The sequence below is a fragment of the Streptococcus mitis genome, from assembly GCF_013305725.1.
In the GTDB taxonomy this organism is placed as follows: Bacteria; Bacillota; Bacilli; order Lactobacillales; family Streptococcaceae; genus Streptococcus; species Streptococcus mitis_BO.
On record NZ_CP047883.1, the window covers coordinates 659526 to 680153 of the forward strand.

14 protein-coding genes are annotated in these 20628 nt (G+C 42.0%); 12 read left to right on the forward strand and 2 right to left on the reverse strand.

Translation table 11 applies throughout. The features are described from left to right. The first annotated feature begins 22 nt into the window (after positions 1-22). From pabB to M594_RS03310, 6 genes are all read left to right on the forward strand, one after another. Positions 23-1744: an aminodeoxychorismate synthase component I gene (gene pabB, locus M594_RS03285; RefSeq protein ID WP_173875958.1), complete on the forward strand. Its 1722-nt coding sequence runs from the start codon at positions 23-25 to the stop codon at positions 1742-1744. After that, positions 1745-2362, forward strand: coding sequence for an alpha/beta fold hydrolase (locus M594_RS03290; protein ID WP_173875959.1), 618 nt, complete (start codon positions 1745-1747; stop codon positions 2360-2362). 49 nt (positions 2363-2411) lie between these two features. After that, positions 2412-3221 (forward strand): N-acetylmuramoyl-L-alanine amidase family protein, encoded by an 810-nt coding sequence (locus M594_RS03295; protein ID WP_080975959.1) that lies wholly within the window; start codon positions 2412-2414, stop codon positions 3219-3221. 163 nt (positions 3222-3384) lie between these two features. After that, positions 3385-5292 carry an Ltp family lipoprotein gene (locus M594_RS03300; RefSeq protein WP_254597204.1) on the forward strand — a complete coding sequence of 636 codons (1908 nt, stop codon included), beginning with the start codon at positions 3385-3387 and terminating at the stop codon, positions 5290-5292. Positions 5293-5395: 103 nt separating this feature from the next. After that, positions 5396-6355, forward strand: a complete 960-nt coding sequence (locus M594_RS03305) for an ROK family glucokinase (RefSeq protein WP_125838762.1) — start codon at positions 5396-5398, stop codon at positions 6353-6355. A gap of 97 nt (positions 6356-6452) precedes the next feature. Next, positions 6453-7292, forward strand: a complete 840-nt coding sequence (locus M594_RS03310) for a thymidylate synthase (protein ID WP_173875961.1) — start codon at positions 6453-6455, stop codon at positions 7290-7292. Positions 7293-7342: 50 nt separating this feature from the next. Here the strand turns inward: M594_RS03310 and M594_RS03315 are convergent, their stop codons facing one another. After that, positions 7343-7513, reverse strand: coding sequence for a DUF3042 family protein (locus tag M594_RS03315; protein WP_001051780.1), 171 nt, complete (start codon positions 7511-7513; stop codon positions 7343-7345). A 120-nt stretch (positions 7514-7633) separates the two neighbouring features. Between M594_RS03315 and miaA the strand changes: the two genes are divergently transcribed. The 6 genes from miaA to M594_RS03345 all read left to right on the forward strand — a co-directional run bounded on the left by miaA (position 7634) and on the right by M594_RS03345 (position 20058). Then, a complete protein-coding gene (gene miaA / locus M594_RS03320) occupies positions 7634-8518 on the forward strand; it encodes a tRNA (adenosine(37)-N6)-dimethylallyltransferase MiaA (protein WP_020902452.1) in 885 nt (294 codons plus the stop codon). Continuing rightward, positions 8511-9749, forward strand: coding sequence for a GTPase HflX (hflX, locus tag M594_RS03325; RefSeq protein ID WP_173875962.1), 1239 nt, complete (start codon positions 8511-8513; stop codon positions 9747-9749). The genes miaA and hflX overlap by 8 nt, the downstream gene beginning before the upstream one ends. Further along, positions 9742-10365 (forward strand): cystathionine beta-lyase, encoded by a 624-nt coding sequence (locus tag M594_RS03330; protein ID WP_000129696.1) that lies wholly within the window; start codon positions 9742-9744, stop codon positions 10363-10365. The genes hflX and M594_RS03330 overlap by 8 nt, the downstream gene beginning before the upstream one ends. 14 nt (positions 10366-10379) lie before the next feature. Next, positions 10380-11309, forward strand: a complete 930-nt coding sequence (gene rnz / locus M594_RS03335; RefSeq protein WP_084862498.1) for a ribonuclease Z — start codon at positions 10380-10382, stop codon at positions 11307-11309. Positions 11310-11329: 20 nt separating this feature from the next. Then, positions 11330-12085, forward strand: a complete 756-nt coding sequence (locus tag M594_RS03340) for an SDR family NAD(P)-dependent oxidoreductase (protein WP_173875963.1) — start codon at positions 11330-11332, stop codon at positions 12083-12085. A 242-nt stretch (positions 12086-12327) separates the two neighbouring features. Next, entirely contained in the window at positions 12328-20058 is a 7731-nt protein-coding gene (locus tag M594_RS03345) for a G5 domain-containing protein (RefSeq protein WP_254597212.1), read from the forward strand. Between the two features lie 178 nt (positions 20059-20236). Here M594_RS03345 and M594_RS03350 read toward each other — a convergent pair whose 3' ends face one another. Beyond that, positions 20237-20596, reverse strand: a complete 360-nt coding sequence (locus M594_RS03350) for a DUF3397 family protein (protein WP_173875964.1) — start codon at positions 20594-20596, stop codon at positions 20237-20239. Between the last annotated feature and the right edge of the window lie 32 nt (positions 20597-20628).

Sequence of the window (20628 nt, forward strand, 5' to 3'; positions counted from 1 at the left end):
CTTTTTATGCTATACTTGAAATATGCATAGAAAAACAGTGATTGATTTTAGGGCTTTAGGGGAGAGATACACCTTTACCCAGCCGATTAAAGAGTTGAAAACGAGAAATGTAGCAGAAGTGGCAGATTTGCTGGCACAAGTGGAAAGTTACCAAGAGCAAGGCTATTATGTGGTGGGCTATGTCAGCTACGAGGCTGCACCTGCTTTTGAAGAGAAATTGGCAGTTCATAAAGCTCCTTTACTGGGAGAGTACCTGCTATATTTTACAGTTCATGATAGGGTAGAAACATCCCCTATTCCTCTGACTTATGATGAGGTTGATTTGCCTTCAAATTGGCAGGAAGTAACGTCTGCAGAGGATTATGAAAAGGCGATTGCCCAGATTCACTATCATTTGCGGCAGGGAGATACCTATCAGGTCAACTACACCGTCCAACTCAAGCAAGATTTAAGTGCCAATTCTTTTGCCATCTACAATCGTATGGTGGTAGAGCAGGAGGCGGGTTACAATGCTTATGTTGAACATGACGAGATGGCAGTGATTTCCATGAGCCCAGAGCTCTTTTTTGAGCAAAATGACCGCGAGTTGACAACACGACCAATGAAGGGAACGACTCAGCGTGGCATGACTGACCAAGAAGATTTAGAACAGGCTAGCTGGTTGGAGCAGGATCCCAAAAATCGCTCTGAAAATATGATGATTGTGGACCTCTTGCGCAATGATATGAATCGTATTTCTGAAGTGGGGAGTGAACATGTGGAGCGTTTGTGTCAAGTGGAGCAGTATTCGACTGTCTGGCAGATGACTTCGACTATCAAGAGTCGGTTGCGAGAGGATGTTGACCTTGTTGAAATCTTCCGTTCTCTATTTCCTTGTGGTTCCATAACGGGAGCACCGAAAATTGCGACTATGGAGATTATAAAGGACTTGGAGCCACAACCGCGTGGAGTCTACTGCGGAACGATTGGTCTCCTGCTTCCAAATGGACGACGGATTTTTAATGTGGCTATCCGGACTATTCAACTGTATCAAGGGAAAGCCATCTATGGAGTTGGCGGAGGCATTACATGGGATAGCACTTGGGAGTCTGAATACCGTGAGGTTCATCAAAAGGCAGCAGTTCTCTATCGTAAACAAGCTCGCTTCAAACTGATTACTACAGGGAAAATCAGCCAGAAGAACTTGTTGTTTGAATATCAGCATTTGGAAAGATTGAGAACAGCTAGTCGGTATTTTGCCTTTCCTTTTGACCCAGAAATTTTGAGACAAAAGATTGAAGCAGAGTGTCAGGCTTGTGATGCTAATCAAGATTACCGTTTGCGTATTTCTCTCAGCAAGTCTGGAGAGATAGAAGTAGATCGCCAAGTATTAACACCCCTCAGTCCAAGTTTTTGTCAGGTCCAACTTTACCTTCAGGAAGCCAATTTGCAACAAGCATTTACCTATTTCAAAACGACTCACCGACCGCATTTGAGCCTAGGGGAACAAGAGAAGATTTACCATAATGGAAAAGGAGAACTTCTTGAAACCTCTATCGGAAATTTGGTTCTGAAAATTTCAGGGAAACTCTACACACCGCCTATCCGACTTGGAATCTTGCCAGGAATTTATCGTCAGCATTTACTAGAAACAGGACAGGTAGAAGAGAAAGTCTTGACCTTGGCAGATTTTGCTCAAGCAGAAGCCATCTATGGCTGTAACGCGGTGAGGGGTTTGTATGAATTGTCAGTAAAGGAGAGCTAAATGAAACTAATATTTTTACATGGCCTAGGTCAGTCAGCAGATAGTTGGAAAGAAGTGCAAGAGTTGCTTGTAGATTATCCTTCTGAAGCCCTAGAGTTATTTCCTTCCGGAGTTGCTACCTATCAAGAAGCCAAGGAGCGCATTTATCAGCACTTGTCAGAGGAGACAGAACCTTTTATTTTGGTTGGATTGTCCTTAGGTGCTGCTCTGGCACTAGAACTTTCCAGTTACGATTTACCAAATCTTCAGGCCTTGGTTTTGTCAGGCTGTCCATTGAAACTAGCTGGCAATATCCCTTTTTACATTCAGTTGCTGATATTTAAACTACTCCCCAAAAGGACATTTGAGAAACAGGGAGCAGATAAATCGCTTTTGGTTGGAGTTTCTGAGGAATTAAAAACACTTGATTTAAGAGAGATTGCAAAGAATTGTCCCTATCCAACTTTGTTAATTTGTGGTAGTCAAGATAAGCCTAATCTCAGTTCAATGAAAGCTATTCAAGAACTGATGCCAAATTCCCAGTTCCAGATTATCCCTGACGGTCCTCATGTCTTGAATAGAGTCAAACCAAAAGAGTTTGCAGCAATAACTAGAAGTTTTCTTGAATTGCTGAAATAAGTTTGATAAAATAATATTGAAAACGATATCATAATTATGGGAGAAAGAAATGAGCAAACGTCTATTTTTAAAAATGAGTCTGGCAACCTTGCCAGTTTTAGCCTTATTTTCACAACCTGTGTTAGCAGAAGAAAACATTCATTTTTCTAGTTGTAAAGAGGCGTGGGCGAATGGATACTCAGATATTCATGAGGGAGAACCTGGTTATTCTGCTAAGTTAGACCGTGATCATGATGGTGTGGCGTGTGAATTAAAAAATGCCCCAAAAGGTGCTTTCAAAGCAAAACAATCAACTGCGGCTCAAAACAATACAAATTCAGCAACAACAAGTGGCTGGGTTAAGCAGGATGGTGCATGGTATTACTTTGATGGAAATGGAAATCCAGTGAAAAATGCTTGGCAGGGAAGCTATTATCTGAAAGCGGATGGTCAAATGGCACAGAGCGAATGGATTTATGATACTTCCTATCAAGCTTGGTATTATTTGAAATCAGATGGATCTTATGCAAAGAATGCATGGCAAGGAGCTTACTACCTTAAATCAAATGGTAAGATGGCTAAAGGTGAGTGGGTCTACGATAGTAGCTACAAATCATACTACTACTTGACATCAGAAGGTAGTTACGCTCGTAACACTTGGTCAGGTAATTATTATCTAAAATCAGATGGTAAGATGGCTAAAGGTGAGTGGATATATGATAGTAACTATAAATCATATTACTACTTGACATCAGAAGGAAGTTATGCTCGTAACACCTGGGTAGGAAATTACTATCTTAAATCAAACGGTAAAATGGCTGTTAATGAACGTACACCAGATGGTTATCGTGTAGATGGTTCAGGTAAATGGGTTAAATAAGAAATTAAAAAATAGGATAATAGGTAATATCAGATGAACATGTCTTTTGTGTTGCACTTCATTTTAAAATAGGGCTTTCATAAATAGTTATTATTTTAATATAAAAAAGATTAAGGATATGGTATACTATAGGTATAAATCATTAAAAACAACGGAGATTTTTATGAGAAGATCAAAAAAAATTTTGGTTACAAGTTTAGCAGCAACTACACTTGCACTTGTTTCTCTTTCAGATACAATGGGGATGTTGCCTTTCTCATCTCAGAAAGTATCTGCTCAAGAAAAGGATGCGTCTAAAAATGGTAAGATTGTAAAAGAGAATACAAAACCTGCACCAAAACCTGCACCAAAACCTGCACCAAAACCTGCACCAAAACCTGCACCAAAACCCGCACCAAAACCCGCGCCGAAGCCAGCACCAAAACCCGCGCCGAAGCCAGCACCAAAACCCGCGCCGAAGCCAGCACCAAAACCTGCGCCGAAGCCGGCACCGAAACCCGCGCCGAAGCCGACACCGAAACCCGCGCCGAAGCCAGCACCAAAACCCGCGCCGAAGCCAGCACCAAAACCTGCGCCGAAGCCGACACCCAAACCCGCGCCGAAGCCAGCATCAAAACCTGCGCCGAAGCCGACACCAAAACCTGCGCCGAAGCCAGCATCAAAACCTGCGCCGAAGCCGGCACCAAAACCTGCGCCGAAGCCAGCATCAAAACCTGCGCCGAAGCCAGCGCCAAAACCTGCGCCGAAGCCAGCACCAAAACCCGCGCCGAAGCCAGCACCAAAACCCGCGCTGAAGCCAGCACCAAAACCTGCGCCGAAGCTAGCACCAAAACCCGCGCCGAAGCCAGCACCAAAACCTGCGCTGAAGCCAGCACCGAAACCTAAAGAAACAACTCCTAAACAGGATAAATCAAAATCTAAAGTTCAGTCTGGCTGGGTAGGAAATTACTACGTCAAATCAGATGGAAAGAGAGCTAAAAATGAATGGGTAGATGGTGGTCGTTATTATGTTGATTCTGATGGAAAAAAGGTTAAAAGTGACTGGATTTATGATAAAAAGCATGGTTCATATTATTATCTAACAGCAGAAGGAAGCTCTGCTCGCAACAAATGGGTAGGAAATTATTATCTCAAATCAGATGGTAAGATGGCCAAGAATGAATGGGTAGATGGTGGTCGTTACTATGTTAAATCAGATGGTGAAATGGTTAGGGGCAAATGGGTAGATGGTGGCCGTTACTATGTAGGATACGATGGTGTGCGGCAACCAAAACCGGCAAACGGGAATCCATACTCAGCAGCTTTAAAGGAAGCACAAGCTTATAATAGGATTCATTTGTCAAAAAAAAGAATTTATAGGATGTTAATTTTTGAAGGTTTTAATAGTGACACTGCACAATATGCTATCAATCATTTGCAAGCAGACTATAAGGCGAATGCCTTAGCTACAGCAAGGGATTATAGAAAATATGGTAGTTCATCTAGATCAGAATTATATAGAAAGCTGACCTCTCCGTATGATGGTAGCTTTACCAAAGAAGAAGCCAACTATGCTATTCAAAAACTTAATCTACCATCAGAAGGCAGCTATCCTCGCAATAAATGGGTAGGAGCTTATTATTATAAATCGGATGGAAAGATGGCCAAGAATGAATGGGTAGATGGTGGCCGTTACTATGTTGGATCAGATGGTGAAATGGCTAGGGGCAAATGGGTAGATGGTGGCCGTTACTATGTAGGATACGATGGTGTGCGGCAACTAAAACCGGCAAACGGGAATCCATACTCAGCAGCTTTAAAGGAAGCACAAGCTTATAATAGGATTCATTTGTCAGAAAAAAGAATTTATAGGATGTTAATTTTTGAAGGTTTTAATAGTGACACTGCACAATATGCTATCAATCATTTGCAAGCAGACTATAAGGCGAATGCCTTAGCTACAGCAAGGGATTATAGAAAATATAATAAAATATCGAAATTGGAAATACATAGACGGCTAGTCTCGCCTTATGATGGAGGATTTACAGAAGAAGAAGCTAATTATGCAATTCAAAAACTAGGGGATAAATAGTTATTAATTATTAGATGTAACTTTTTCATGCAAAGCTTTGCACAAATCTAATGATTTTGTTATACTATATCTGTAAGCATTTTCAATTAAAAAGGAGAAGACGATGAGTCAAAAGATTATTGGGATTGACCTTGGTGGAACTTCTATCAAATTTGCAATCTTGACAACAGCAGGAGAGATCCAAGAAAAATGGTCTATCAAGACCAACATTTTGGATGAGGGAAGTCATATCGTAGATGATATGATTGAGTCTATTCAACATCGTTTGGACTTGCTTGGATTGGCAGCAGCAGACTTCCAAGGTATTGGAATGGGATCACCTGGTGTGGTTGACCGTGAAAAAGGAACTGTTATTGGTGCCTACAACCTCAACTGGAAAACCCTTCAACCAATCAAAGAAAAGATTGAAAAAGCCTTGGGCATTCCTTTCTTCATCGATAATGATGCCAACGTAGCTGCTCTTGGTGAGCGCTGGATGGGTGCTGGAGATAACCAACCAGACGTTGTCTTTATGACACTCGGTACTGGTGTTGGTGGCGGTATCGTTGCAGAAGGCAAATTGCTTCACGGTGTTGCTGGTGCAGCAGGTGAGCTTGGCCACATCACTGTTGACTTTGACCAACCAATCGCATGTACCTGTGGTAAGAAAGGCTGTCTTGAGACAGTCGCTTCTGCAACAGGGATTGTCAACTTGACTCGTCGCTATGCCGATGAATACGAAGGCGATGCAGCCTTGAAACGCTTGATCGACGACGGTGAAGAAGTAACTGCTAAAACTGTTTTTGACTTGGCAAAAGAAGGAGACGACCTTGCCTTGATCGTTTACCGTAACTTCTCACGTTACTTGGGAATCGCTTGTGCTAACATCGGATCAATCCTAAACCCATCAACCATCGTCATCGGTGGTGGTGTGTCAGCTGCAGGAGAATTCCTTCTACAAGGTGTTCAAAAGGTTTACGACGAAAATACCTTCCCACAAGTACGCACATCTACTAAATTAGCTCTTGCAACTCTAGGAAATGACGCTGGGGTTATTGGAGCAGCATCACTTGTATTGCAATAAAATAATAAAAGGAGAAAAACACTATTTTACAGCGAGTGATTTTCCTCCTTTCTTTTTTTATGCTATACTAGTTAGGAAATAAATGAGGTGAGAGTAAATGACAAAAGCAGATACGATTTTTAAAGAGAATATTGAACGAATCCTCAAAGACGGTGTCTTTTCTGAGCAGGCCCGTCCCAAGTACAAGGATGGGACTGTTGCCAACTCCAAGTATGTAACGGGTGCATTTGCCGAGTATGACTTGGCAAAGGGGGAATTCCCCATCACAACCTTGCGTCCTATTGCCATCAAATCCGCCATCAAGGAAGTCCTTTGGATTTACCAAGACCAGTCAAATAGACTAGACGTGCTCAATGACAAGTACAATGTTCACTACTGGAATGACTGGGAAGTGGGAGATACGGGAACCATCGGTGAGCGCTATGGTGCCGTTGTTAAGAAACACGATATCATCAATAAGATTCTCAAGCAGTTGGAAGCCAACCCTTGGAACCGCCGCAATATCATTTCGCTCTGGGATTACCAAGCTTTCGAAGAAACAGATGGGCTGCTCCCATGCGCTTTTCAGACCATGTTTGATGTCCGCCGTGTAGATGGGGAGATCTATCTGGATGCGACCTTGACCCAGCGTTCTAACGATATGCTGGTGGCCCACCACATCAATGCTATGCAGTATGTGGCTCTTCAAATGATGATTGCCAAACATTTCGGCTGGAAGGTTGGGAAGTTCTTCTACTTCATCAACAATCTCCATATCTATGACAATCAATTTGAACAAGCTCAGGAATTGCTCCGTCGTGAGCCATCAAACTGCCAACCACGTTTGGTCTTGAATGTGCCAGATAAGACCAATTTTTTTGATATTAAAGCAGAGGACTTTGAGTTGGTGGATTATGACCCTGTCAAGCCACAGTTGAAGTTTGACCTAGCTATTTAAAAGAATAGAAAAAAGAAGTTGAGAAAATAAATCCCAACTTCTTTTGTTTCTTAACGTGATACGCGGCGACGAGCTGCTTTTTTACGGTTTTCTTCGATGAAAGCTGCTTTTTGCTCTTCTGGTTCGATCACTTTCTTTTTAAATGCGTATACTGCACCTGCGACTGCAGCGACAGTTCCTGCGACACCTGTTACAAGACCTTTAGCGAATCCTTTAGCCATGAGTCTTCCTCCTTTATCTTCTTAATCAGCCAGCCCCCTCAAGAGGTCACATTTTTCTGACTGACCTTTTTGTGTTATAATAATAGTAACGAAAAAATGGGAATTTTTCAAGGAAAAAAGATGAAAACAAAAATAATTGTGATTGTTGGACCGACTGCAGTTGGAAAAACAGCCCTTGCCATCGAAGTTGCAAAGCGTTTTAATGGCGAAGTGGTTAGTGGAGATAGCCAGCAAGTCTATCGAGGTCTGGATATAGGGACGGCTAAGGCTAGTCCAGAAGAGCAGGCAGCTGTTCCTCATCATTTAATCGATGTTAGAGAGGTAACCGAGTCTTACTCGGCTTTTGATTTTGTTTCAGAAGCTAAGAAGGCTATTGAGGATATTCAAAGCCGTGGCAAGCTAGCTATTATTGCTGGTGGGACTGGGCTTTATATCCAGAGCTTGCTTGAAGGCTACCACCTAGGTGGTGAGACTCCTCATGAGGAGATTTTAGCTTATCGAGCTAGTTTGGAGCCATATTCAGATGAGGAATTAGCCCATTTGGTGGAGCAAGCAGACCTTGAGATTTCCCAGTTTAATCGTCGTCGTGCGATGCGTGCCTTGGAAATTGCCCATTTTGGTCAGGATTTGGAAAATAAAGAGAGTCTATATGAACCGCTGATTATCTGCTTGGACGATGAGCGCAGTCAGCTTTATGAGCGTATCAATCACCGAGTGGACCTGATGTTTGAAGCTGGACTTCTAGACGAAGCTAAGTGGTTGTTTGACCATTATCCAGATGTGCAGGCTGCTAAAGGGATTGGTTACAAGGAACTCTTTCCTTACTTCCGTGGAGAGCAGACCTTGGAGGATGCTAGTGAGAGTCTCAAACAGGCGACTCGTCGTTTTGCCAAACGTCAGTTGACCTGGTTCCGTAATCGCATGCAGGTGACCTTTTATCAGATTGGAGAAACTGGTGTAAAAGATCGCATTTTAAGCCAGATAGAGGAGTTTTTAGATGATTGAAACGGAGAAAAAAGAGGAACGGGTCCTGCTCATTGGTGTAGAATTGCAGGGCATGGACAATTTTGATCTCTCTATGGAAGAATTGGCCAGTTTAGCGAAAACAGCAGGGGCAGTCGTTGTAGATAGCTACAGACAAAAACGTGAAAAATATGATTCCAAGACCTTCGTCGGCTCTGGTAAGTTAGAAGAAATTGCGCTTATGGTGGATGCAGAAGAAATTACCACTGTCATCGTCAACAACCGTTTAACTCCACGGCAAAATGTCAATTTAGAAGAAGTTCTCGGTGTCAAGGTCATTGACCGTATGCAGTTGATTTTGGATATCTTTGCCATGCGAGCTCGAAGCCATGAAGGGAAGCTCCAAGTTCACCTAGCTCAGCTCAAATATCTCTTGCCTCGCTTGGTTGGTCAGGGAATTATGCTCAGTCGTCAGGCAGGGGGAATTGGTTCCCGTGGACCTGGTGAAAGCCAGCTGGAGCTGAATCGTCGTAGTGTTCGCAATCAAATTACGGATATCGAGCGCCAGCTCAAGGTGGTTGAGAAAAATCGGGCGACTGTCAGAGAAAAACGTTTGGAGTCAAGCACCTTTAAGATTGGTTTGATTGGTTACACCAATGCTGGGAAATCAACCATCATGAACACTTTGACCAGTAAGACACAGTATGAAGCAGACGAGCTCTTTGCGACTTTGGACGCGACAACTAAGAGTATCCATCTGGGAGGCAATCTCCAAGTAACTTTGACAGATACAGTTGGCTTTATTCAAGATTTGCCGACAGAGTTGGTGTCCAGTTTCAAGTCAACCTTGGAAGAAAGCAAGCATGTGGACCTTCTGGTTCATGTTATCGATACCAGCAATCCTTACCATGAGGAGCATGAAAAAACAGTCCTGTCCATCATGAAAGACCTGGACATGGAAGATATTCCTCGCTTGACCCTTTATAATAAAGCGGATTTGGTGGAGGATTTTACGCCGACCCAAACGCCTTATGCCCTCATTTCTGCCAAGTCTGAGGATAGTCGTGAGAACTTGCAGACACTATTTTTAGAGAAAATCAAGGATATTTTTGAATCTTTTACCCTGCGCGTGCCTTTTTCTAAGTCCTACAAGATTCATGATTTAGAAAGTGTTGCGATTCTTGAAGAACGTGATTATCAGGAAGACGGCGAAGTGATTACAGGCTACATTTCCGAGAAAAATAAATGGAGGTTAGAGGAATTTTATGACTGATATTAAAACCTTGGCTCTAAAATATGGGGGCTATACAAGTCTGGATAAGGTCTATCTGGATCAACTTCTAGCTGGTAAAACAGAGCAAGAGCAGTTGGCACTGATCACTCCTCCGCCTAGCGTGGTCAATGCTTATTTTGCAGAACTCTACCAGAAAAAAAGTCCTGAGGCTGCGACGGATTATTTTGCGGAACTCAGTCAGGAACTGAATCTTTACAATACTGAGCCAAGTTTCACCCTAGAAAATAAGCCTTTTATTCGGCTTAATCTGTCGGGTAAATCCTTTGGTTTTTGTTATGAGAGTGAGGGTCTGGGTCGGATTTTCTCTGAAAATGAAGAGAAGATTTCGGATGACTTGCTTTTTGAAATTGCGCAAATTTTCCCCCATCAACTGGTCTTTGAAGAGTCTGGTAAGATTTACATGAAGGCTGTTGTAGATGAGGAAGTTGTTAGCATGGAGAGTCTCACAGCTTTGACTGATTTGGAAAGCTTGGCTGATGGTCGTAAACGTCTCAAAGCCTACAGTCAAGAGGATTTATTGCAAGAAGCTAGAGCTTTTACTGGCAAGCGCTATTTCCGATCGGAAAACCGCACAGCCATGTTATATATTGATTAATTAGAAAGTATCGAATGGATATTCAATTTTTAGGAACGGGGGCAGGTCAGCCCTCTAAAGCCCGCAATGTTTCCAGTCTCGCCCTGAAACTCTTGGACGAGATTAACGAAGTCTGGCTCTTTGACTGTGGAGAAGGTACGCAAAATCGCATTCTGGAAACCACAATTCGACCACGTAAGGTCAGCAAAATCTTTATTACCCACCTACATGGAGACCACATCTTTGGCTTGCCAGGTTTCCTTTCTAGTCGTGCCTTTCAGGCCAATGAAGAGCAGACAGATTTGGAAATCTATGGACCTCAGGGAATCAAGTCATTTGTCTTAACCAGCCTTCGTGTGTCAGGTTCGCGCCTGCCTTACCGAATTCATTTTCATGAGTTTGACCAAGATTCCCTTGGGAAAATCCTTGAGACCGATAAATTCACTGTGTATGCAGAGGAACTGGACCATACTATTTTCTGCGTTGGCTATCGTGTCATGCAAAAGGACCTAGAAGGAACGCTGGATGCTGAAAAACTCAAGGCAGCTGGTGTCCCATTTGGCCCACTTTTTGGGAAAATCAAAAACGGCCAGGATGTTGTTTTGGAAGACGGAACTGAAATCAAGGCAGCAGACTATATCTCAGCGCCACGTCCTGGTAAGATTATTACTATTCTAGGCGATACCAGAAAAACCAATGCTAGTGTGCGTCTGGCTGTCAACGCCGATGTCCTTGTCCATGAATCCACTTATGGCAAGGGCGATGAAAAAATTGCTCGTAATCATGGCCACTCAACCAACATGCAGGCAGCGCAGGTGGCAGTAGAAGCAGGTGCCAAACGCCTTCTGCTTAACCACATCAGTGCCCGTTTCCTCTCAAAAGATATCAGCAAGCTCAAAAAAGACGCTGCTAGTGTTTTTGAAAATGTCCATGTGGTCAAAGACTTGGAAGAAGTGGAAATCTAAAAGCTTGAGAAAGGATAAGTATGCCTACTATTCTCATTACCGGAGCTAGCGGTGGCCTAGCTCAAGAAATGGTCAAACTCTTGCAAAATGACCAACTCATCTTGCTTGGTAGAAATAAGGGAAAATTAGCCCAACTCTACGGAAACCATCCTCATGCAGAATTGATTGAAATCGATATTACCGATGATTCAGCCTTAGAAACTATGGTAGCAGACCTCTATCTCCGTTATGGCAAGATTGATGTTTTGATAAACAACGCTGGTTACGGGATCTTTGAGGAATTTGACCAGATTTCCGACCAAGATATTCATCAGATGTTCGAGGTCAATACCTTTGCCCTAATGAATCTGTCTCGTCGCCTTGCGGCTCGAATGAAGGAAAGTCGAAAAGGCCATATCATCAATATTGTTAGCATGGCAGGTTTAATCGCTACTGGCAAGTCTAGTCTCTACTCAGCGACCAAGTTTGCGGCCATTGGTTTTTCAAATGCGTTGCGCCTCGAACTTATGCCCTATGGAGTCTATGTGACAACAGTCAATCCAGGTCCAATCCGTACAGGATTTTTCGACCAAGCCGACCCAGATGGAACCTATCTCAAATCTGTTGACCGTTTCCTGCTAGAACCAGATACAGTGGCTAAAAAGATTGTCAAGATTATAGGAAAAAACAAACGAGAACTCAATCTCCCGATGTTGTTGAACCTAGTCCATAAGTTTTATACTCTCTTTCCCAAGTTAGCTGATAAGTTGGCAGGGGAAACTTTTAATTATAAATAGAAGAAGTTCCTTTTAAAGGAACTTTTTTGGTGCTCAAGATTTAGATGTTAGTAAGTATTTTTTTTAAAACTACATTCAGATTTTTAATTCTTCTACAAATTTTAGAAAAAACAATCAAAAATATTATTTTATATGCTTAAAGTATTGAAAATTCCTATATTATTTTATAAAATAAGGATAAAAGACTATTAAAAGTTATGCGCTTACATAAAAATGAAAGCGATTACTAAAAGGGGGATTTTATGGGAAAAGGCCATTGGAATCGGAAAAGAGTTTATAGCATTCGTAAGTTTGCTGTAGGAGCTTGCTCAGTAATGATTGGAACTTGTGCAGTTCTATTCGCAGGAAATATAGCTGGAGAATCTGTAGTTAATGCGGATGAAACACCTATTACTCATACTGCTGAGAAACCTAAAGAGGAAAAACCGATAGTAGAAGAAAAGGTTGATCAAGCTTTGGATACTAAAAATGTAGTCGAAAGTACAGCACAAAAACAACCTAGTGCGACTGAGTCTATTTCATCTGAGAAGAAAGAAGATGAAGCAGTAACTCTAAAAGAGGAAAAAGCGTCTTCAAAATCTGAAGAAAAAGCTCCAAAGATAGAATCACAAGCTTCAAGTCAAGAAAAACCGCTCAAGGAAGATGTTAAAGCTGTGACAAATGAAGAAGTCAATCAAATGATTGAAGACAGAAAAGTGAATTTTAACCAAAATTGGCACTTTAAACTCAATGCGAATTCTAAAGAAGCCATTAAACCGGATGCAGATGTATCTACGTGGAAAAAATTAGATTTACCGCATGACTGGAGTATCTTTAACGATTTTGATCATGAATCTCCTGCACAAAATGAAGGTGGACAGCTTAACGGTGGGGAAGCTTGGTATCGCAAGACTTTCAAACTAGATGAAAAAGACCTCAAGAAAAATGTTCGCCTTACTTTTGATGGCGTCTACATGGATTCTCAAGTTTATGTCAATGGTCAGTTAGTGGGTCATTACCCAAATGGTTATAATCAATTTTCATATGATATCACTAAATACTTGAACAAAGATGGACGTGAGAATGTAATTGCTGTTCATGCAGTCAACAAACAGCCAAGCAGCCGTTGGTATTCAGGAAGTGGTATCTACCGTGATGTGACTTTACAAGTGACAGATAAGGTGCATGTTGAGAAAAATGGGACAACTATTTTAACACCAAAACTTGAAGAACAACAACATGGCAAGGTTGAAACTCATGTGACCAGCAAAATCGTCAATACGGACGACAAAGACCATGAACTTGTAGCAGAATATCAAATCGTTGAACGTGGTGGTCAGGCTGTGACAGGTCTAGTACGTACAGAGAGTCGTACCTTGAAAGCACATGAAGCAACTAGCCTTGATGCGATTTTAGAAGTTGAAAGACCAAAACTCTGGACCGTTTTAAATGATAAACCTGCCTTGTACGAATTGATTACGCGTGTTTACCGGGACGGTCAATTAGTTGATGCTAAGAAGGATCTGTTTGGTTACCGATATTATAACTGGACTCCAAATGAGGGCTTCTCTTTGAATGGTGAACGCATTAAATTCCATGGAGTTTCCTTGCACCATGACCACGGAGCGCTTGGAGCAGAAGAAAACTACAAGGCTGAGTACCGTAGACTGAAACAGATGAAGGAAATGGGAGTGAATTCGATTCGTACGACTCACAACCCAGCAAGTCCTCAGACTTTACAGATTGCAGCTGAACTTGGTTTACTTGTTCAAGAAGAGGCCTTTGATACTTGGTATGGCGGAAAGAAACCTTATGACTATGGACGTTTCTTTGAAAAAGATGCTACCCATCCTGAGGCTAAAAAAGGTGAAAAATGGTCCGACTACGATCTACGTACTATGGTAGAGAGAGACAAAAATAATCCTGCTGTTTTTATGTGGTCAATCGGAAATGAAATCGGTGAAGCAAATGGGGATCCCCATTCTCTAGCGACTGTTAAACGTCTAGTCAAAGTTATCAAGGGTGTTGATAAGACTTGTTATGTTACCATGGGAGCAGATAAGTTCCGTTTCGGTAATGGTAGCGGTGGGCATGAAAAAATTGCTGATGAACTCGATGCTGTTGGATTTAACTACTCTGAAGATAATTACAAAGCCCTCAGAGCTAAGCATCCAAAATGGTTGATTTATGGGTCAGAAACATCTTCAGCAACGCGTACAAGAGGAAGTTACTTCCACCCAGAGCGTGAGTGGGTACAAAGTAATCAGTCATGGCGTAACTATGAACAGTCAGATTATGGGAATGACCGTGTTGGTTGGGGTAAAACGGCAACTGCTTCATGGACATTTGACCGTAACAATGCTGGCTATGCTGGTCAATTCATTTGGACAGGTACGGACTATATCGGTGAACCAACTCCATGGCACAACCAAAACAACACGCCGGTTAAAAGCTCTTATTTTGGTATCGTAGATACTGCAGGTATTCCAAAAAACGACTTTTATCTTTACCAAAGTCAATGGGTTTCTGCCAAGAAAAAACCAATGGTTCACCTTCTTCCTCACTGGAACTGGGAAAACAAAGAGTTGATAGACAATGTAGCAGACGCGGAAAATAAAATCCCTGTACGTGCTTATTCTAATGCTGCAAGTGTAGAATTGTTCTTGAATGGAAAATCTCTTGGTCTTAAGACTTTCAACAAAAAACAAACTAGCGATGGACGAACTTACCAAGAAGGTGCTAATGCTAATGAACTTTATCTTGAATGGAAAGTTGCTTATCAACCAGGTACCTTGGAAGCAATTGCTCGTGATGAATCTGGCAAGGAAATTGCTCGAGATAAGATTACGACTGCTGGTAAGCCAGCGGCAGTTCGTCTTATCAAGGAAGAGCATGCAATCGCAGCAGATGGAAAAGACTTGACATACATCTACTACGAAATCGTTGACAGCCAAGGGAATGTAGTACCAACTGCCAATAATCTGGTTCGCTTCCAATTGCACGGACAAGGTCAACTTGTCGGCGTCGATAACGGAGAACAAGCCAGCCGTGAACGCTATAAGGCACAAGCAGATGGTTCTTGGATTCGTAAAGCATTTAATGGTAAAGGGGTTGCCATTGTCAAATCAACTGAACAAGCAGGGAAATTCACACTGACAGCCCATTCAGATCTCTTGAAATCTAGTCAAGTAACTGTCTTTACTGGTAAAAAAGAAGGACAAGAGAAGACTGTTTTGGGGACAGAAGTAGCAAGAGTTCGTACATTAATTGGTAAAGAACCAAAAATGCCGAAAACAGTAGGTTTTGTATACAGCGATGGTAGTCGTGAAAAACTTCCAGTAACTTGGTCTCAAGTCGATGTTAGTCAAGCAGGAGTTGTGACTGTTAAAGGTACAGCAAATGGACGTGAGGTAGAGGCTCGTGTCGAGGTTCTAGCAATTGCGAAAGAATTACCAACAGTTAAACGTGTTGCTCCAGGAGCAGATTTGAACACTGTAGATAAATATGTGTCAATACTTGTAACCGATGGAAGTGTACAAGAGTACGAAGTAGATAGTTGGGAGATTGCGGAAGCGGATAAAGCCAAACTTTCAGTAGCTGGATCGCGTATTCAAATGACTGGTCAGTTAGCTGGAGAAACTATTCATGCAACCCTTGTGGTAGAAGAAGGAAAAGCTGCAGCACCTGTAGTGCCAACTTTTACTGTTGGTGGTGAGGCAGTAACAGGCCTTACTAGTCAACAACCAATGCAATACCGCACTCTTGCTTATGGTGCCCAATTGCCAGAAGTCACAGCAAGTGCTGAAAATGCGGATGTTACAGTTCTTCAAGCAAGCGCAGCAAACGGCATGCGTGCAAGCATCTTTGTTCAGTCTAAAGATGGTGGCCCTCTTCAAACCTATGCAATTCAATTCCTAGAAGAAGCACCAAAAATTGCTCATTTGAGCTTGCAAGTGGAACAAGCTGACGGTCTCAAAGAAGACCAAACAGTCAACTTGTCGGTTCGAGCTCATTATCAAGATGGAACGCAAGCTGTATTACCAGCTGATAAGGTGAGCTTCTCTACAAGCGGTGAAGGGGAAGTTGCAGTCCGAAAAGGAATGCTTGAGTTGCATAAACCAGGAGCACTTACTCTGAAAGCTGAATATGAGGGTGCTACAGGTCAAATTAATCTCACTATACAAGCAAATACTGAGAAGAAGATTGCGCAATCCATCCGTCCTGTAAATGTAGTGACAGATTTACATCAAGAACCTACTCTCCCGTCAACAGTAACTGTTGAGTATGACAAAGGTTTCCCTAAAACTCATAAAGTCACTTGGCAAGCTATTCCGAAAGAAAAACTAGACCACTATCAAAGCTTTGAAGTGTTAGGTAAAGTTGAAGGCATTGACCTGGAAGCGCGTGCTAAAGTATCTATAGAAGGCATCGTTTCAGTTGAAGAAGTTAGTGTGACAACTCCAGTCGCAGAAGCACCACAATTACCAGAAAGCGTTCGTACATATGATTCAAATGGTCACGTTTCATCAGCTAAGGTTGCATGGGATGCGATTCGTCCAGAGCAATACGCTAAGGAAGGTGTCTTTACAGTTAATGGTCGCTTAGAAGGTACTCAATTAACAACTAAACTTCATGTTCGCGTATCTGCTCAAACTGAGCAAGGTGCAAACATTTCTGACCAATGGACCGGTTCAGAATTGCCACTTGCCTTTGCTTCAGACTCAAATCCAACCGACCCTGTTTCAAATGTCAACGATAAATTGATTTCCTTTAATGACCGACCAGCCAATCGTTGGACAAACTGGAATCGTAGTAATCCAGAAGCTTCAGTCGGTGTCCTATTCGGAGATTCAGGTATCTTGAGCAAACGTTCCGTTGATAATCTAAGTGTTGGATTCCACGAAGACCATGGAGTTGGTGCACCGAAGTCTTATGTGATTGAGTATTATGTTGGTAATACTGCTCCAACAGCTCCTAAAAACCCTAGCTTTGTAGCCAATGAGGACCATGTCTTTAATGATTCTGCTAACTGGAAACCAGTGACTAATCTAAAAGCCCCTGCTCAACTCAAGGCTGGAGAAATGAACCACTTTAGCTTTGATAAAGTTGAAACCTATGCTGTTCGTATTCGCATGGTTAAAGCAGATAACAAGCGTGGAACGTCTATCACAGAAGTACAAATCTTTGCGAAACAAGTTGCGGCAGCCAAACAAGGACAAACAAGAATCCAAGTTGATGGTAAAGACTTAGCAAACTTCAACCCTGATTTGACAGACTACTACCTTGAGTCTGTAGATGGAAAAGTTCCGGCAGTCACAGCAAGTGTTAGCAACAATGGTCTCGCTACCGTCGTTCCAAGCGTTCGTGAAGGTGAGCCAGTTCGTGTCATCGCGAAAGCTGAAAATGGCGACGTCTTAGGAGAATACCGTCTGCACTTCACTAAGGATAAGAACTTACTTTCTCATAAACCAGTTGCTGCGGTTAAACAAGCTCGCTTGTTGCAACTAGGGCAACCACTCGAATTGCCGACTAAGGTTCCGGTTTACTTCACAGGTAAAGACGGTTACGAAATAAAAGACCTGACAGTTGAATGGGAAGAAGTTCCAGCAGAAAATCTGACAAAAGCAGGTCAATTTACTGTTCGAGGTCGTGTCCTTGGTAGCAATCTTACTGCTGAGTTCACTGTACGAGTGACAGACAAACTTGGTGAGGCTCTTTCAGATAACCCTAACTATGATGAAAACAGTAACCAGGCCTTTGCTTCAGCAACTAATGATATTGACGACAGTTCTCATGACCGGGTTGACTATATCAATGATAGAGATCACTCTGAAAATCGTCGTTGGACAAACTGGTCTCCAACGCCATCTTCTAATCCAGAAGTATCAGCAGGTGTGATCTTCCGTGAAAATGGTAAGATTGTAGAGCGGACTGTTGCGCAAGCCAAACTTCACTTCTTTGCAGATAGTGGTACAGATGCACCATCTAAACTTGTTTTAGAGCGCTATGTCGGTCCAGACTTTGAAGTGCCAACCTACTATTCAAACTACCAAGCTTATGAATCAGGACATCCATTCAACAACCCAGAAAATTGGGAAGCTGTTCCTTATCGTGCGGATAAAGACATTGAAGCTGGTGATGAAATAAACGTAACATTTAAAGCTGTCAAAGCCAAAGCCATGAGATGGCGTATGGAGCGTAAAGCAGATAAGAGCGGTGTTGCGATGATTGAGATGACCTTCCTTGCACCAAGCGAATTGCCTCAAGAAAGCACTCAATCGAAGATTCTTGTAGATGGAAAAGAACTTGCTGATTTCGCTGAAAACCGTCAAGACTATCAAGTAACCTATAGCGGACAACGTCCAAAAGTTTCAGTCGAAGAAAACAATCAAGTAGCTTCAACAGTTGTAGATAGTGGCGATGATAGCCTTCCAGTACTTGTTCGTCTTGTTTCAGAAAATGGAAAACAAGTCAAGGAATACCGTATCCAGTTTACTAAGGAAAAACCAGTTTCTGAGAAAACAGTTGCTGCAGTACAAGAAGAACTTCCAAAACTTGAATTGGTTGAAAAAGATATAGCCTACAAGATAGTTGAGAAAAAGGATTCAACACTGTATCTTGGTGAAACTCGTGTAGAACAAGAAGGAAAAGTTGGTAAGGAACGTATCTTCACAGCGATAAATCCTAATGGAAGTAAGGAAGAAAAACTCCATGAAGTGTTAGAAGTTCCGACAGACCGCATTGTCTTGGTTGGAACCAACCCAGGCACCTCTCTTCCAGAAGACGAAGTGAAAAATCTTGTGCTTAACAGACCAGAACTTGTAATCGAAGAAGAAATCATCGACTTCAATGTTCAGGAACGTAAGTCTGACAAGTTGTATCTAGGTGAAACCCGTGTCCTCCAAGAAGGAAAACAAGGCGTTCGTGTTCACTTGATTGAAGTGGAAAATGGGAAACGTCAACTCAAAGACACATATGATAAAGTTGCTGCACAAGATCGTATCGTGGAAGTGGGGACCAATCCAGGTACTTCTCTTCCAGAAGACGAAGTGAAGAATCTTGTTCTGAATCGCCCAGAACTTGTAGTCGAAGAAGAAACCATTGACTTTAAGGTTCAGGAGCGTAAGTCTGATAAGTTGTATCTAGGTGAAACCCGTGTCCTCCAAGAAGGAAAACAAGGTGTCCGTGTTCACTTGATTGAAGTGGAAAATGGAAAACGTCAGCTTAAAGAAACTTACGATAAAGTCGTTGCACAAGATCGTATCGTGGAAGTGGGGACCAATCCAGGTACTTCTCTTCCAGAAGACGAAGTGAAAAATCTTGTTCTGAATCGTCCAGAGCTTGTAGTCGAAGAAGAAACCATTGACTTCAATGCTCAGGAGCGTAAGTCTGATAAGTTGTATCTAGGTGAAACCCGTGTCCTCCAAGAAGGAAAACAAGGTGTCCGTGTTCGCTTGATTGAAGTGGAAAATGGAAAGCGTCAGCTTAAAGAAACTTACGATAAAGTTGCTGCACAAGATCGTATAGTAGAAGTTGGTACTAAACTAGGAACTTCTCTTCCAGAAGACGAAGTGAAAAATCTTGTTCTGAATCGCCCAGAGCTTATTTTAGAAGAAGAAACCATCGATTTCAAGGTTCAGGAACAAAAGAACGAAAAACTTCCCGCAGGTGAAACACGAGTCCTCCAAGAAGGAAGACAAGGTGTCCGTGTTCACTTGATTGAGGTTGAAAATGGTAAGCGAACTGAAAAGGATAGCTATAATAAAGTTATGGTTCAGGATCGCATCGTAGAAGTCGGTACAGCTGGCGAAATAACTAAACCAGTAACGCAAGAAGCTACAAAACAAATCGCTTCAAGTGAAGCCGGTCAAGATAACCAAGCCCAGTTACCAAATACAGGAAGTGCGGCAAGCCAAGCAGCAGTAGCAGCAGGTTTAGCTCTTCTCGGTTTGAGTGCAGGATTAGTAGCCACTAAAGGTAAAAAAGAAGATTAGAAATTTTGATACCTTCTTTATCATTAAAGATCAGAGAGCAACTCTGTTCTAGATAGAAGATAAATCCCTTGGAATATAAGTTTCTAAGGGATTTTCTTTGTATAAAATTGTATAGTGTTACTGTCTATCTTATTTTGAAGAGAAAGCAAAAATCCCTAGAAAATGTTTAGGGATTCGATTATTTCATTAAGAACAATTCAACAACCATCTCGATATACATGACAAGGGTTAATAAGAATCCTGCACGCCAGAAGAATTTGATGAATTTAGGATAGTAAAAGCTGCGTTTTTTCAAAAGGAAGAAAAAAACGAGAATAATGGCTAGGAGTGAGAGGGCTAGTCCCAGTCTAGGGAGGAAATTATGGGTAAAGGTTTTAGCTGTGATTAGGTAGTACTCAAATACCAAGACTGGAAAAGCCAAATCCGCAAAGTTTCGTCCTAGTTTTTTTAATCTAAAAAGTTTGGTTATGATAATGCAGACTACTAAGGTCAGTATCAATAATAAAATAGATGCTAATTTCATTAAAATCATATCCATATTGTATCATAAAAAATCGCTAAAGGAAACGA